The sequence below is a fragment of the Streptomyces sp. NPDC003248 genome, assembly GCF_055563235.1.
The window spans coordinates 216512-230131 of sequence record NZ_JBVHDT010000005.1 but is presented as its reverse complement, the minus strand read 5'-3'; the positions used below and the strand labels follow the sequence as shown (position 1 = coordinate 230131).

At 73.1% G+C, this 13620-nt stretch carries 12 protein-coding genes; 4 read left to right on the top strand and 8 right to left on the bottom strand.

Translation table 11 applies throughout. The features are described 5' to 3' along the window. Positions 1-16: 16 nt before the first annotated feature. On the top strand, positions 17-1156 hold the full coding sequence (locus ACZ3KJ_RS14980) for a TDT family transporter (RefSeq protein WP_467527118.1): 1140 nt from the start codon (positions 17-19) through the stop codon (positions 1154-1156). 19 nt (positions 1157-1175) lie between these two features. Here the strand turns inward: ACZ3KJ_RS14980 and ACZ3KJ_RS14975 are convergent, their stop codons facing one another. The 3 genes from ACZ3KJ_RS14975 to ACZ3KJ_RS14965 form a co-directional block, all read right to left on the bottom strand. Continuing rightward, positions 1176-1742 (bottom strand): helix-turn-helix domain-containing protein, encoded by a 567-nt coding sequence (locus ACZ3KJ_RS14975; protein ID WP_467527117.1) that lies wholly within the window; start codon positions 1740-1742, stop codon positions 1176-1178. 448 nt (positions 1743-2190) lie between these two features. Beyond that, a complete protein-coding gene (locus tag ACZ3KJ_RS14970; RefSeq protein WP_467527115.1) occupies positions 2191-4005 on the bottom strand; it encodes an ABC transporter permease/substrate binding protein in 1815 nt (604 codons plus the stop codon). Further along, the gene (locus tag ACZ3KJ_RS14965; RefSeq protein WP_467527114.1) at positions 3998-5080 is read right to left on the bottom strand and encodes a quaternary amine ABC transporter ATP-binding protein; all 1083 of its coding nucleotides are present in this window, start codon (positions 5078-5080) and stop codon (positions 3998-4000) included. Before ACZ3KJ_RS14965 ends, ACZ3KJ_RS14970 begins: the two co-directional genes overlap by 8 nt. A 248-nt stretch (positions 5081-5328) precedes the next feature. On the opposite strand from ACZ3KJ_RS14965, the gene ACZ3KJ_RS14960 reads away from it, so the two are divergent. The 3 genes from ACZ3KJ_RS14960 (at position 5329) to ACZ3KJ_RS14950 (ending at position 8850) form a co-directional block, all read left to right on the top strand. Continuing rightward, on the top strand, positions 5329-6258 hold the full coding sequence (locus ACZ3KJ_RS14960; RefSeq protein WP_467527431.1) for a 5'-3' exonuclease: 930 nt from the start codon (positions 5329-5331) through the stop codon (positions 6256-6258). A gap of 142 nt (positions 6259-6400) precedes the next feature. Then, positions 6401-7246: a siderophore-interacting protein gene (locus tag ACZ3KJ_RS14955; RefSeq protein ID WP_467527112.1), complete on the top strand. Its 846-nt coding sequence runs from the start codon at positions 6401-6403 to the stop codon at positions 7244-7246. Positions 7247-7896: 650 nt separating this feature from the next. Beyond that, positions 7897-8850 carry an RluA family pseudouridine synthase gene (locus ACZ3KJ_RS14950; RefSeq protein ID WP_467527110.1) on the top strand — a complete coding sequence of 318 codons (954 nt, stop codon included), beginning with the start codon at positions 7897-7899 and terminating at the stop codon, positions 8848-8850. Here ACZ3KJ_RS14950 and ACZ3KJ_RS14945 read toward each other — a convergent pair. Genes ACZ3KJ_RS14945 through ACZ3KJ_RS14925 form a run of 5 tightly spaced genes read right to left on the bottom strand, consistent with a single transcriptional unit; the run spans position 8844 to position 13548 of the window. Beyond that, complete coding sequence (locus ACZ3KJ_RS14945) at positions 8844-10469, bottom strand: cytochrome P450 (RefSeq protein ID WP_467527108.1); 1626 nt, start codon at positions 10467-10469, stop codon at positions 8844-8846. The two genes, ACZ3KJ_RS14950 and ACZ3KJ_RS14945, sit on opposite strands and share 7 nt — an antisense overlap. Before the next feature lie 47 nt (positions 10470-10516). After that, positions 10517-11137 (bottom strand): GTP-binding protein, encoded by a 621-nt coding sequence (locus tag ACZ3KJ_RS14940; protein ID WP_467527107.1) that lies wholly within the window; start codon positions 11135-11137, stop codon positions 10517-10519. Next, positions 11118-11513 carry a DUF742 domain-containing protein gene (locus tag ACZ3KJ_RS14935; protein ID WP_467527105.1) on the bottom strand — a complete coding sequence of 132 codons (396 nt, stop codon included), beginning with the start codon at positions 11511-11513 and terminating at the stop codon, positions 11118-11120. The genes ACZ3KJ_RS14940 and ACZ3KJ_RS14935 overlap by 20 nt, the downstream gene beginning before the upstream one ends. After that, on the bottom strand, positions 11510-11917 hold the full coding sequence (locus ACZ3KJ_RS14930) for a roadblock/LC7 domain-containing protein (protein ID WP_389519815.1): 408 nt from the start codon (positions 11915-11917) through the stop codon (positions 11510-11512). The genes ACZ3KJ_RS14935 and ACZ3KJ_RS14930 overlap by 4 nt, the downstream gene beginning before the upstream one ends. Next, positions 11914-13548, bottom strand: coding sequence for an ATP-binding protein (locus tag ACZ3KJ_RS14925; protein ID WP_467527103.1), 1635 nt, complete (start codon positions 13546-13548; stop codon positions 11914-11916). The genes ACZ3KJ_RS14930 and ACZ3KJ_RS14925 overlap by 4 nt, the downstream gene beginning before the upstream one ends. Positions 13549-13620: the final 72 nt, after the last annotated feature.

Genomic DNA, 13620 nt, shown 5'->3' with positions numbered 1-13620 from the left:
GCGTCATGGTGGGACCATGATCACCGCCGTCCGCCACCTCGGCCCGAACTGGTACGCCACCGTCATGGGCACCGCCGTCGTGGCCACGGCCGGCGCCGCGCTGCCCCGGCCGGCGCCGAGGCAGGCCTGCACCGCCCTCTGGGCCCTCTCGCTCGCCCTGCTGCTGACCCTGCTCGTCGCGCGCGCCCTGCACTGGCGCCACCACCGCGACCAGGCCCGCGCCCACCTGCTCGACCCGGCGGCGGCTCCCTTCTACGGCTGCCTCGCCATGGCCCTGGTCTCCGTCGGGGGCGCCACGCTCACCGTCGGCCGGGACTGGATCGGCACCGGGGCGGCCGTCGCCCTCGACGCCGTCCTCTTCACCGCCGGTACGGCCATCGGTCTGGCCGGCGCCGTGACCGTGCCGTACCTCATGGCCGTACGCCACCGCGTCGAGCCGGGGCAGGCCACGCCGGTGTGGCTGCTGCCGCTGGTGGCGCCGATGGTGGCGGCGGCGTCGGGGCCGCTGCTGGTGCCGCGCCTGCCCGCCGGGCAGGCGCGGGAGACCCTGCTGCTGGCCTGTGTCGCGCTGTTCGGTCTGAGCCTGCTCGGCACGCTCGTGATGCTGCCGGTGGTCTTCGGCCGGCTGCTCACCGGCGGTCCGCTGCCGCTCGCGCTCACCCCGACGCTCTTCCTCGTCCTCGGACCGCTCGGACAGTCCACGACGGCGGCCGGCGCCTTCGCGGAGGCCGCGCCGGGGGCGGTGCCCGCGCCGGACAGCCGCGGCTTCGCCGTCCTCGCCGTCCTCTACGGCGTGCCCGTCATGGGATTCGCCCTGTTGTGGCTGTGCCTGGCCACCGCCCACGTGGTGCGGGCCCGCCGGCACGGGATGGGCTTCACGATGACGTGGTGGGCGTTCACCTTCCCGATCGGCACCTGTGTGACCGGCGCCGCCGCCCTGGCCCGGCACACCGGCCTGGTCGCCTACGAGGTCCTCGCGACGGGGCTGTACGTCGTCCTGGTCGCCGTCTGGGCGGTCGTCGCCGCGCTGACCCTGCGGGGAGTGGCCCGCGGCACGCTGCTCGCGGCGCCCCGGCCGGTGCCGCCGGCGCCCCGGCCGGCGGCCGACGCGCCCCGGCGCGCGGCGGACCGGCCCACGTCCGGCGCCGTCCGCTGACCGACGCGCGGGCCGGCCGCTACCGCCTGCGGTCCCGGACCGCCTCGATGTGCTCGGCGACCGCGACGACGACCACCCGGGTGTCCGGGACGGTCGCCCGCCAGCGGTGGCGCACCCCGCCGGTCAGGTACAGCGTGTCACCGCGGCCGAGGCGGTAGGCGCGGCCCTCCGCCTCGATCTCCACGGCGCCGTCGGCGACGTACATCAACTGGTCGTTGCGGTACTGGAACTCGCGGCCCGCCTCGTGGTCGCCGGTGAACTCCGAGGCGTGCATCTGGTGGTGGCCGCGGACCAGGGAGCGGGAACGGGGCCCGGGGCCGGGCTCGGCGAGCTCGGCGCGGACGACGTCGACGCTGCACGCCGGGTCGGCGGCGGCGAGGAGCTCGACGGCCGTGGTGCGCAGCGCGTCGGCCACCTTCTCCAGGGAGCTGGTGCTGGGCCGGGCCCGGTCGTTCTCGATCTGGCTCAGGAAGGGCACGGACAGGCCGCTGCGCTCGGCCACGACGGCGAGCGTGAGGTCCAGGGACCGGCGCCGCCGCCGGACGGCCGCGCCCACCCGAAGGGGCTGTTCTTTGTGGTCGCCCATCGCTCCGGCTCCCTCCTTCGCTCGTCGCTCCGACTCACCGAGTGCCCCGCTCGGGGCGCCCGTCCTCTGATGAGTTCTCTGCACCCTACGCATGTTCGGCAAACCGTTTCATGTGCCCGTCACATCGAGGACATACGGCGTCACGAGCGACCTCACGGATCGCGCCAGTCGATCATCGCCGGGAGACCCCGGGCGGGGACGTCGCGCGCGTTCTCCTCTTCAATGCCCGGACGGGCCGTGGTGTTCCCGTGTCGTCGCGGTCCACGATCCCCGCTGGTGGAGCGACCGGCACGCCCGGTCGGCACATGGCCGAGTCCGGGCATGGGCGTGGCTGTGCGTGGTTGGCCGGATCGTTGCCGTGCGGAACGGCGCGAGGGGCGGGCCCTCCGTACGCGTCGGACGTGTACGGAGGGCCCGCCCCTCACCGGGCGGTCGCGGAGCTGTCAGGTCACCCGGCCGCCCGGCTCTGGGCTCCCGCGCCGGCCACCGGCGCCCACTGGTCCAGCAGACCGGGGTTGTCCTTCAGCCAGGTGCGGACGGCGTCCTGCTCCTTGCCCTTGCCGGACTTCTGGATCTGCGCCTCCAGCCCGGTGAGCTGCTGCTCGGTCATCGAGAAGTTCTCGAGCCACTCGCCGACCTCGGGGTTGTCCCCGGCGAAACCCTTGCGGGCCAGGGTGTGCACGCCGTCGCCGTCGCCCCAGGCGCCCTCGGGGTCCTTCAGCTTCTTCAGGTCGTACTCGCTGTACGCCCAGTGCGGGGACCACAGGGTGACGAGGATCGGCTCCTTCTTGGCGTACGCGCGCTTGAGCTCGGCGAGCATGGCCGGGGTGGAGCCGTCGACGACCTCGTAACTGCCGTCGAGGCCGTACTGCTTGAGGACCTTGTCCTTGAGCAGGCCCATCATCCCGGCGCTGGGCTCGATGCCGGTGATCTTCCCGTCGAAGCGGGAGGCCTTGCTCTTGAGGTCCGCCAGCGAGTTCACGTCCTTCATGTACGAGGGGACGGTCAGCTCGAGGGAGGTGGGGCCGTACCACTGCCCGAGGTCGTCGAGCTGCTCGCCGTACTTCTTCCAGTACTCGGCGTGGGTGGTGGGCAGCCAGGAGTCGGTCTGGAAGTCGATCTGCCCGGTGGCCAGACCCGTGTAGAGGGGGCCGGCGGCGTACTGGGTGGTCTTCACCTCGAAGCCGCGCCGCTCCAGCAGTTCCTTCCAGAGGAAGGTGGAGGCGATGCCCTCGTCCCAGGGGATGTAGCCGATGGTGATCTCCTTGCCGCGGCCCACGTTCCCGGCCGAGGCCTCGGCGCTGCCGGAGCCGGAGCCGAAGACGCCCATGCCGCCGGCGACGAGGGCGAGGACGACCACGCCGACCGTGGCGACGGAGGCGCGCGGGCGGTACGACCAGACCGTGGTGCGGGCCTTCGCGGCGGCCCGGCGGCCGAGCGGGGAGATACGGGTGCCCAGGGCGCCGGTCATCCGGTCCAGGTAGATCGCGAGGACGACGATGCCGAGGCCCGCCTCGAAGCCGAGGCCGATGTCGAGCTGGCCGATGGCCTCGTTGACGGCGCCGCCGAGACCGCCGGTGCCGACCATGCCGGCGATGACGACCATCGACAGGCCGAGCATGATCACCTGGTTGACGCCCGCCATGATCGTCGGCAGGGCGAGGGGCAGCTGGACCCGCAGGAGCGTGTCGCGCGGCGTCGTGCCGAACGCCTCGGCGGCCTCGACGAGCTCGGCGTCGACCTGGCGGATGCCGAGTTCGGTCATGCGCACGCCGGGTGCGAGGGCGAAGATCAGGGTGGCGACGACACCGGCCGGCACGCCCATGCCGAAGAACAGGATCGCCGGGATCAGCAGGACCATCGACGGCATCGTCTGGAGCAGGTCCAGGACCGGCCGCACGGCCGCGCTGACGGCCTTGGAACGGGCGGCCCAGATGCCCAGCGGCACGGAGATCACCAGGGCGATCACCGTGGCCACGAGCACCAGGGACAGCGTCGACATGGCCTCCTCCCACAGATCGAGGGAGACGATGAGGGCGAACCCGGCGAAGCCGAGGACACCCGCGACCAGGCCGCGCAGCCACCAGGCCAGCACCGCGAGGATGCCGGCGAGCAGCAGGGGCTGGGGGGCGTTCAGGAGGCCGTCGAGACCGTCGTACATGCCTTCGACGACCGCCTTGAGCGCGTCGAAGAGCCAGGACATGTGGGCGACGAGCCAGTCGACACCGGAGTCGACCCAGTCACCGAGGTGCAGCCTAGGCACGGGCGGCCTCCTTCCCGTGGGGGCGCGGACTGCCGCAGGGGACCTCCGCGGCCCGCTCGTCGCCGAGGAAGCCGACCAGACGGCGGCGCGGGACGACGCCGACGAGGCCGCGGCCGGAGTCGAGCACGGCGACCGGGTGCGGCACCCGGGCGCTGAGCGCGCACAGGACGGTGAACGGCGTGTCGGGGGTGGCGGTCGCGCAGTCGCAGTCGGCCTCGTCGCCGCGGACGCCGGTGTCCATGACCGCGGAGGCGGTCAGCACGCGGGAGCGGTCGACGTCCTGGATGAAGGAGGCGACGTAGTCGTCGGCCGGGCGCACCAGGATGTCCTCGGCGGTGCCGTTCTGCACGACACGGCCGTCGCGCATGACGGCGATGCGGTCGCCCAGGCGCATGGCCTCGTTGAGGTCGTGGGTGATGAACACGATCGTTTTCTTCAGCGTCTTCTGGAGCGTGAGGAGCTGGTCCTGCATGTCGCGGCGGATCAGCGGGTCCAGCGCGCTGAAGGACTCGTCCATCAGCAGCAGGTCGGCGTCGGTGGCCAGGGCGCGGGCGAGGCCCACGCGCTGCTGCATGCCGCCGGAGAGCTCGTCCGGCCAGGACTTCTCCCAGCCGGCCAGACCGCACAGCCGCAGCGCCTCGGCGGCCCGCCGTTCGCGCTCGGCCCGCGGCACGCCCTGGACGGCGAGGCCGTAGGCGGCGTTGTCGAGGACGCTGCGGTGCGGGAAGAGGGCGAAGTGCTGGAAGACCATGCTGATCTTCTTCGCACGGACCTCGCGCAGGTCCCGGTCGCTGAGCGCGGTCAGGTCCTGACCGTCGAAGAGGACGCGCCCGGCGGTGGGCTCCAGCAGTCCGTTGAGCATGCGCAGCAGCGTCGACTTGCCGGAGCCGGACAGGCCCATGACGACGAAGATCTGGCCGGGGTCCACGGTGAAGGAGGCGTCGATGACGGCGGCGGTGGTGCCGTCGGCGCGCAGCTCCTCCCGGTCGGCTCCGCCACGGAGCCGTTCGACTGCCTCGTCCTGTCGTCTGCCGAACACCTTGTAGAGGTGTTCGGCCTCAAGCCTGGAGGACACACGTACCTTCTCTGATCGGGGACAGGGGCGGAGGGACACCGGGCCCTGAGGCCCTGTGCCGCACGGCCGGGACCTCACGGAAACCTCGTGAGGACCGCTAACTGTTGAAAGCGCAACCGGCACCGCTCCGAGGCGGCGCCTGCCCGGACCGAACCGGGGCAAACGCATGAGTGGGCCAGTTCACACGGCTCTCACAAGCTCCACAAGGGTGAACGCGGACGCCGTGCGGGGGGCTCCGGTGGGGCATGATGCGTGACGTGACCGGACGACTGATGCTCCTCGACACCGCCTCGCTCTACTTCCGCGCCTACTTCGGCGTCCCGGACTCCGTGAAGGCGCCGGACGGCACACCGGTGAACGCCGTACGCGGTCTGCTCGACTTCATCGACCGCCTGGTCAAGGACCACCGGCCCGACGATCTGGTCGCGTGCATGGACGCCGACTGGCGGCCGCGGTGGCGGGTCGACCTGATCCCCTCCTACAAGGCGCACCGGGTCGCGGAGGAGCGCCCGGCGGGCCCCGACGAGGAAGTGGTCCCGGACACGCTCTCACCCCAGGTGCCGGTCATCGAGGACGTGCTGGACGCCCTCGGCATCGCCCGGGTGGGCGTCGCGGGATACGAGGCGGACGACGTCATCGGCACGTTCACCGCGCGGGCGAGGGGACCGGTGGACATCGTCACCGGCGACCGCGACCTCTACCAGCTGGTGGACGACGCGCGCGGGGTGCGGGTGCTCTACCCGCTCAAGGGCGTCGGGACGCTCCAGGCGACGGACGAGGCCTGGCTGCGTGAGAAGTACGGCGTCGACGGCCGCGGGTACGCCGATCTGGCGCTGCTGCGCGGCGATCCCAGCGACGGCCTGCCGGGCGTCGCCGGCGTCGGGGAGAAGACCGCGGCCAAGCTGCTGGCCGAGTTCGGCGACCTGGCCGGAATCATGGCGGCGGTCGACGACCCCGCGGCGAAGCTCACGCCGACGCAGCGCCGGCGGCTCACCGAGGCGCGGCCGTACCTCGCCGTCGCGCCGAAGGTGGTCCGGGTCGCCGACGACGTGCCGCTGCCCGAGGTGGACACCGCGCTGCCCCGCGCGCCGCGGGAACCGGCGACACTGGAGGGACTGGCGGAGCGCTGGGGCCTCGGCGGATCGTTGCAGCGGCTGCTGACCACGCTCGCCGCGTAACCATTGTTCTCGCGGGGGCGGATGGTTATTCCTGTGGCCGAAAGTCACTCTCGGTCGGAGGGGCGACGCACATCACCATGAGCATCACCGGGGGGTGGATGCTAACTTAGGTAAACCTAACCAAACGCACTGGGAGGCCGTCATGGCAGAACGTCCGGCACGGAAGCCGCGGAAGCCCCATTCCGCGCAGGTCGTCCGCACCGAACGGCTCACCCCGCACATGCAGCGCGTGGTCCTCGGCGGCGAGGGGCTGTCCGAGTTCACCGCCGGCACGTGCACCGACCACTACGTCAAACTGCTGTTCGCCGCCGAGGGTGTGACCTACCCGGAACCCTTCGACATGGAACGCATTCGGGCCGAGTTCCCCCGCGAGCAGTGGCCGGTGACCAGGACGTACACCGTGCGCCACTGGGACGCCGAGCACCGCCAGCTCACCCTGGACTTCGTCATCCACGGCGACGAGGGCCTGGCCGGGCCCTGGGCGGCGCGCGTCCAGCCGGGCGAGACCGTCCGCTTCATGGGACCCGGCGGCGCCTACACCCCCGACCCGGCCGCCGACTGGCACCTGCTCGCCGGTGACGAGAGCGCCCTGCCCGCCATCGCGGCGGCGCTGGAGGCCCTGCCCGCCGGCGCCGTGGCCCACGCGTTCGTCGAGGTGTCCGGCCCCGAGGAGGAGCAGAAGATCGACTCCGACGTGGAGGTCGTCTGGCTGCACCGCGGCGACCGGCCCGTCGGCGAGAAGCTCGTCGAGGCCGTCCGGGCGCTCGCCTTCCCCGAGGGCCGCCTGCACGCCTTCGTGCACGGCGAGGCCGCGGCGGTGAAGGAGCTGCGCCGGCTGCTCCGCGTCGAGCGCCAGGTCCCGCGCGAGGACCTGTCGATCTCCGGCTACTGGCGGCTCGGCCACAACGAGGACGGCTGGCAGGCCTCCAAGCGCGAATGGAACGCGAGCGTCGAGCAGGAGCAGGAAGGGTCGGCGCCGGCGGCCTGACCCCCGCGAGCGGCCCGCACACGAAGGGCGGGCCGCGCCGTCCCCGACGGCCCCGCGCGTGCGGACACCTCACGTGCCGGCCGTCCGGTCACGGCGGGACGTGCCGGCCGGCGCCCTCCGGGACGTGGCCGTCCCGGCACCCCGGCGGTGACGCGGCGCCCGGCCCCGGCCCCGCAGACCGAAGGCGCTCGCGCGCCGAGTGACCGTGACACGGCCGCGCCCTCCCGACACCGCATCACTGCCCCACCCCCACCCCGAGGCGCCGACCGCCGTCGTCGTACGGCCGCCCTCGCGGGCCCGGCCCGCCGCCGTTGTACCGGCCGCCGCGGTGGTTGCCGGTCACCGCCGTCACACCGGCCGCCGCCGAACCCACCGGCCACCGCCGTCGCACCCACCGCAGCCGCCCTCGTACGGGCCACCCCCGTCAGCCCGGCCGTCACCGGCACACCGGCCACCGCCGAACCTACCGGCCACCACCGTCGTACCGGCCACCCCCAAAAGCCTGGCCACCGCCCTCGTACGGACCACCCCCATGAGCCCGGCCGTCACCGTCACACCGGCCACCGCCTCCGTACCGGCCGGCCGGCCGCCCTGCCGGGCCTTCCCTCGCCGTCCGGCCCCCGGCGCCGTTCGCCGTACGCTGGGTCCCGATGAGACGCCGTACCCCTCCCCCGCCCTCGCCCCTCCCCCAGCGCGACGGGGTCGACGCGGTCCGGGTGCGGCTGCCGGGGACGGGGCGGTGGGCGACCGTGCGGGAGCATCTGCGGGAGCGGTTCGGCGCGGCGCGGGCCGGGCTCGTCGAGGAGATGTTCGCGGCGGGGCGGATCGTCGGGGCCGACGGTCGGGCGGTGGCGCCGGACGCGGCGTACGTGCCCGGCCTGTTCGTGTGGTTCCACCGGGAGCTGCCCGCCGAGGAGCCGGTGCCGTTCCCCCTGGAGGTCGTGTACCGCGACGACCACGTCGTCGTCGCCGACAAGCCGCACTTCCTCGCCACCACCCCGCGCGGCGGCCATGTCACCGAGACCGCGCTGGCACGGCTGCGGCGCGAACTGGACCTGCCGGCGCTCGGCGCCGCCCACCGCCTCGACCGCCTCACCGCCGGGCTGGTGCTGTTCACCGTGCGCCCCGAGGAGCGCGGCGCCTACCAGACCCTGTTCCGCGACCGGCGGGTGCGCAAGGTGTACGAGGCCGTCGCCCCGTACGATCCCGCGCTCGCCCTGCCGGTGACCGTACGCAGCCGGATCGTGAAGGAGCGCGGCACGCTGACCGCCCGCGAGGTGCCGGGCGAGCCGAACGCGGTCAGCCGCGTCGAGCTGGTCGAGCACCGGCCGGACGGCCTGGCCCGCTACCGGCTGACACCGCGGACCGGGCAGACCCATCAGCTGCGGGTGCACATGACCGCGCTGGGCGTCCCGATCCTCGGCGACCCCCTCTACCCCGAGGTGGCCGCCCCCTCCCCGGCCGGCGACTTCCGGCGTCCGCTGCAACTGCTGGCGCGGGAGCTGGAGTTCACCGATCCGGTCACGGGGACGGCCCACCGACTGCGGAGCGGGCGGACGCTGGGCGCCTGGTCGTCGTACGACGACTGGGACGGCGGTCAGTAGCCGCGCCACCAGGCCAGGAAGCGGCGCCAGGCGTTCGGCCCGCGGGCCGGTTCCGGTGCGGGCGCGGCGGCGGGCGCCGGTGCCGGGGCGGTCCCGGGCTGGGGTGCGGTCCCCGGCAGGGGCTGGGCGGCGCGCGGCGCGGCGGCGGAGCCGGAGGCGGCCGGCGCGGGAGCGGCCGTCCCGTGAGCCGCCGGTCGCGGGGCCGGCGGTCCGGGAACGGCCGCCCCGGGCCCCGCGGGCGCGGGGCCGGCCGGCACGGGCCGGGGTTCGAGGGTGATCGGCGGCAGGTGGGGGCGCGGCTGCGGCACCAGGCCGTGGCTGGGCTTGGCGACGACGTCCTGCTGGGACTTCGGCTCGAACCGGACCGGCAGCTCCGTCAGGTGCCGTGAGGCGATCGACGTCGTCCAGCGCAGGTCGTCCTCGTCGCAGTCGAGCTGGATGTCCGGCAGCCGCATGAGCAGCGCGTCGACGCCGACGTCGGCGATGGCGCGGCCGATGTCCTGGCCGGGGCACTCGTGCGGGCCGCCGCCGAAGGCGAGGTGGGACCGGTTGCCCTGCATGTTGGCGGCGAGGTCGGGACGCACCCGCGGGTCGACGTTGGCCGGGGCGGGCGCGAAGAGGAGACCGTCGCCCTTGCGGATGCGCTGGCCGCCCAGCTCGGTGTCCTGCTTGGCGAAGTAGCCGAGGATCGCGCTGAACGGCGGCTCGTCCCACAGGGACTGCTCGACCGCCTCCGGCACCGTCATCTGCCCGCCGTTGAGCTGGGCGACGAACCGCGGGTCGGTGAGGACCATGCGCAGCGCGTTGGAGAGCAGGTTGACGGAGGCCTCGTAGGCGGCGAACAGCACCAGCCGCAGGTGTTCGCGCACCTCGTCGTCGGTGAGTCCGGCCGGGTCGGCGATGAGGTGGCTGGCGAAGTCCTCGTCGGGCCGGGCCCGGCGGCGGGTGGCGAGCCGGCTCACCGCCTCCATGACGTGGGAGTGGCTGGCGATCGCGGTGTCGGTGCCCTTGAGCGCGTCGCGGGCGGCCTGCACCATCCGGTCGTCGTACTCCTCGGGCATGCCGAGGATGTGGCACATGACGGCCATCGGGAGGTGCTCGGCGAACTGGCCGACCAGTTCGGCGCGGCCCTCCTCGCAGAAGCGGTTGACCAGGCGCTGGCTGGATCGGTAGATGTACCGGCGCAGGCTGCGGTCGTCGATGGTGGCCATGGCCGCGGTGACGGCGCCGCGCAGCCGCTTGTGCTCGTCGCCCTCGGCGTGGGAGCAGATCGGCTGCCAGGTGATGTGCGGCATCAGCGGGTGGTCGGGCTTGATCGCGCCCTCCCGCAGCGGGTTCCAGACGCGGATGTCGCGGGTGAACTGCGAGGGCGCGCGCACCATGTGCAGGTTCTCGGCGTGGCCGAGGACCACCCAGATCGGTACGTCGTCGTGGAGGAGCGCGGGTGCCACCGGGCCGTGCTGCTCGCGGAGCCGCTCGTAGAGGTCGTTCAGGTCCTCGGCGCCGGGTCCGTAGAGGCGGAGCAGTCCGCCGGGGCCGCTGCCGTGCGCGGGGCAGCCGGGGGGCGGGTCGAGCGCGAGGTCGTGCGGGCCGGTCGTCGGGGGGTGTTCAGGCGTCACTGGGGGTCGCTCCGAGACTGTGGGCGAACGGGGGTGGGGGGGGCGGGTCAGGTGAGGCTGCGGGTGAGCGCCAGGGAGTGCAGGAAGCGCATCAGGGTCATCAGCACGTCACGGCTGGAGGCCCGGCGGCGTACGTCGCACTCGATGATCGGGACCTCGGGCGGCAGGTCGAGCGCCGACCGCAGGTCGTCGACGGGGTAACGGGGCCCGTCGGGGAAGGTGTTGACGGCGACCACGAACGGCACGCCGCGCTCCTCCAGCCGCCCCATGACCTCGTAACTGACCTCGAGGCGTCGGGTGTCGACCAGGACGACGGCGCCCAGCGCGCCCTCGAACAGTCCGTGCCACAGGAACCAGAACCGCTCCTGGCCGGGCGTGCCGAACAGGTAGAGCACGATCTGGTCCGTGATCCGGATGCGGCCGAAGTCCATCGCCACGGTGGTGGCGGTCTTGGACGCGGAGCCGTGGTCGTCGTCGACGCCGATGCCGGCCTGCGTCATGGTCTCCTCGGTGGTCAGCGGTCTGATCTCGCTGACGGAGCCGACCATGGTCGTCTTGCCGACGCCGAAGCCGCCCACGATGACGATCTTGGCTGCCGCCGTGGTGGTGTGCGGCAGGTGATCCTCGGCCCGTGGTCCGGGGATCGTGTCAGAGCCTTTGAAGTCCATGCATCACCGCTTCGAGGAGGGAACGGTCGGCAACCTGCTGCCGGGCGATCGGGGCGCGCGCCTGTACGAGGTCGGCCGCCAGCATCTCGGTGAGCAGCACCGTCACCACGCTGAACGGCAGGCTGAGATAGGCCGAGACCTCGGCCACCGACAGCGGGGCCTGGCACATCCTCAGCACCGCCGTCTGTTCGGGGGTGGCGGAGGAGGGCGGTTCGGCGTGCGCCACGACCAGGGTCACCAGGTCGAGGGGGGCGCGTTCACCGTCCGCGCCCGAGATGACGTACAGCCGCTCTACGTTCTTGCGCTCCCCGTCCTGCGGGCCCGGTGCGGGAGGTTCCGGCAGGGGGTGCCGCCGCTGGCGTTGCGGAGGCGTCATACGCTCTGCCCGTTGTACCGGGGCGGGGTGGTCAGATGGGCGCCGATGCGGACCACGAGGTCGCGCATCATGCCGCTCATCCGGCCGGCCTCGCAGCGCACGTCGGCGAGGACCGCGAGGTAGGCGTTGGCGCCGGCGGACATCAGGTAGAAGTAGCCGCCGTTCAGTTCGATGACGACCAGTTGCATCTCGCCGTCGCTGGAGTGGATCTCCTGGGCGACGGCACCGGCCAGGCTCTGCAGGCCCGCGCAGGCGGCGGCGACGCGGTCGGCGGCGTCGGGGTCGCCGGCGTAGCGGGCGATGCGCAGTCCGTCGGCCGACAGCACGACGATCATCTCGATGCCCGGAACTCCGTCGTAGAGCTCCTTGAGCAGCCAGTCGAAGTTGGCGCGCTGCTGGATCACGTGAGGTCCCCCTCGTCGTCGGCCCCGGTCGTGGCCTGGTCGTCGATCAGGTGCAGGTATGCGGTGGGATTGCGGGTGAAGTCGGTGGGGTGGACGTCCGACGGGATGTCCTTCTTCAGGCCCTCCCAGAAGGCCTCGAAGTGCACGCCGGGTTCGGTCCCGTCCTTCTTGGCCACGGGCTCGGGCCGGGCCTGGGCGAAGGGGTCGGGCCTGCCCTCGCGCGCGGCGGCCTCGGCCGCGTCCTTGGCCGCGTACGCCTCGCGGTAGATCTCGCTGATGGGGACCGTGGCCTTGCTGCGGCGCTGGGGCAGGCCCTTGTCGGTCCACTCGGTGATGACCGGGATCTCGTCGTCGTCCAGGGAGACTCCGGCCGGGATGCGCGGGTTGGTGGGGCGTCGCTTCTTGGGCGGCCGCTTGGGGCCCTCGATGTTGCCCAGGTCGATCTGCGGCACGGAGGTGGCGCCGATGCCGTGGGCGAATCCGGGGGCAGGGTCGGTGGTGAGCATCTCGCTGGGCACGACCAGCACGGCGCGGACGCCGCCGTAGGCCGAGGTGCGCAGCGACACCTGCATGTTGAACGACGTGCACAGGCGGCCGACGACGGCCAGGCCCAGGCGCGGGGTGCCGCCGACGTCCTGGATGTCGACGCCGGCCTTGGCCAGTTCCAGCATGCGTTCGGCCTTGGCGCGGGCCTCCTCGCTGAGGCTGACGCCGGCGTCCTCGATCTCGATCGCGATGCCGGTCTGCACCTCGACGGCGTTGACGTGCACCTTGCTCTGCGGGGGCGAGTAGCGGGTGGCGTTGTCGAGGAGTTCGGCGGCCGCGTGGATGAGCGGTTCGACGGAGAGGCCGCGGATGTTGACCTTGGCGATGGAGTCGAGCTGGATGCGCCGGTACTCCAGGATCCGGGACATGGCGCCGCGCAGCACGCTGTAGAGGGGGACCGGTCCGGGCCAGTTGCGGCCGGGCCGGCCGCCGCCGAGCACGCCGACGGAGTCGGCGAGGCGGCCGATCAGCGCGTTGCCGTGGTCGATGCGCAGGAGGTCGTCGAAGACCTCGGGGTTGCGGCCGTGGTCCTCCTCCATCTCCCTGAGTTCCGCGGCCTGTTGGTGGACGATGGCCTGGACGCGCCGGGCGACGCTGACGAAGGAGCGCTGGGCCGAGTCGCGCAGGGCTTCCTCGTGGTCGACGATGTCGAGGATCTTCTTGATGACCTGGCGCTGCCCGTCGCCGAGTTCGTCGAAGGCGGGGTCGACCTCGGCGAAGTGCAGCATCACCTCCCTGGGGGAACTGCCCTTGCGCAGCCACTCCACCGCCTGCGGCACGAAGTACTGGGCGATGCGGACGTTCTGCTCGTCGTGGGCGGTTTCCCGCCGCTCCAGGTGGGCGACGCGCAGGTCCTTCTCCGCGCGCAGTTCCCGCAGATGCCGGCCGCGGCGGACCGACTGGGCCCCGCTCGCGATCACCAGGAGGGTCGCCACGGCTCCGCACACGCCGACGGCGAGCCGGGCCGACGGTGCCACGAGGGCGGCGGCCGCTCCGGTCGCCGCGGCCATCAGTATCGCCGGCGGTACCAGCACACGGGCGGGGGCCGGTTCACGGCGACCGGGTGGGGACTGAACACTCACCATATGGGCACCCTCTGTAGGGACATGTCGGCATCTTCGGAACGATGGGGAACAGGCGCACGAATTCACCCCAAC

Excerpts from the sequence above, each read along its gene's own strand:
- ACZ3KJ_RS14980 (WP_467527118.1), top strand. The coding sequence starts at position 17 with ATGATCACCGCCGTCCGCCACCTCGGCCCGAACTGGTACGCCACCGTC.
- ACZ3KJ_RS14975 (WP_467527117.1), bottom strand. The coding sequence starts at position 1,742 with ATGGGCGACCACAAAGAACAGCCCCTTCGGGTGGGCGCGGCCGTCCGG.
- ACZ3KJ_RS14960 (WP_467527431.1), top strand. The coding sequence starts at position 5,329 with ATGCGTGACGTGACCGGACGACTGATGCTCCTCGACACCGCCTCGCTC.
- ACZ3KJ_RS14955 (WP_467527112.1), top strand. The coding sequence starts at position 6,401 with ATGGCAGAACGTCCGGCACGGAAGCCGCGGAAGCCCCATTCCGCGCAG.
- ACZ3KJ_RS14950 (WP_467527110.1), top strand. The coding sequence starts at position 7,897 with ATGAGACGCCGTACCCCTCCCCCGCCCTCGCCCCTCCCCCAGCGCGAC.
- ACZ3KJ_RS14940 (WP_467527107.1), bottom strand. The coding sequence starts at position 11,137 with ATGGACTTCAAAGGCTCTGACACGATCCCCGGACCACGGGCCGAGGAT.
- ACZ3KJ_RS14935 (WP_467527105.1), bottom strand. The coding sequence starts at position 11,513 with ATGACGCCTCCGCAACGCCAGCGGCGGCACCCCCTGCCGGAACCTCCC.
- ACZ3KJ_RS14925 (WP_467527103.1), bottom strand. The coding sequence starts at position 13,548 with ATGGTGAGTGTTCAGTCCCCACCCGGTCGCCGTGAACCGGCCCCCGCC.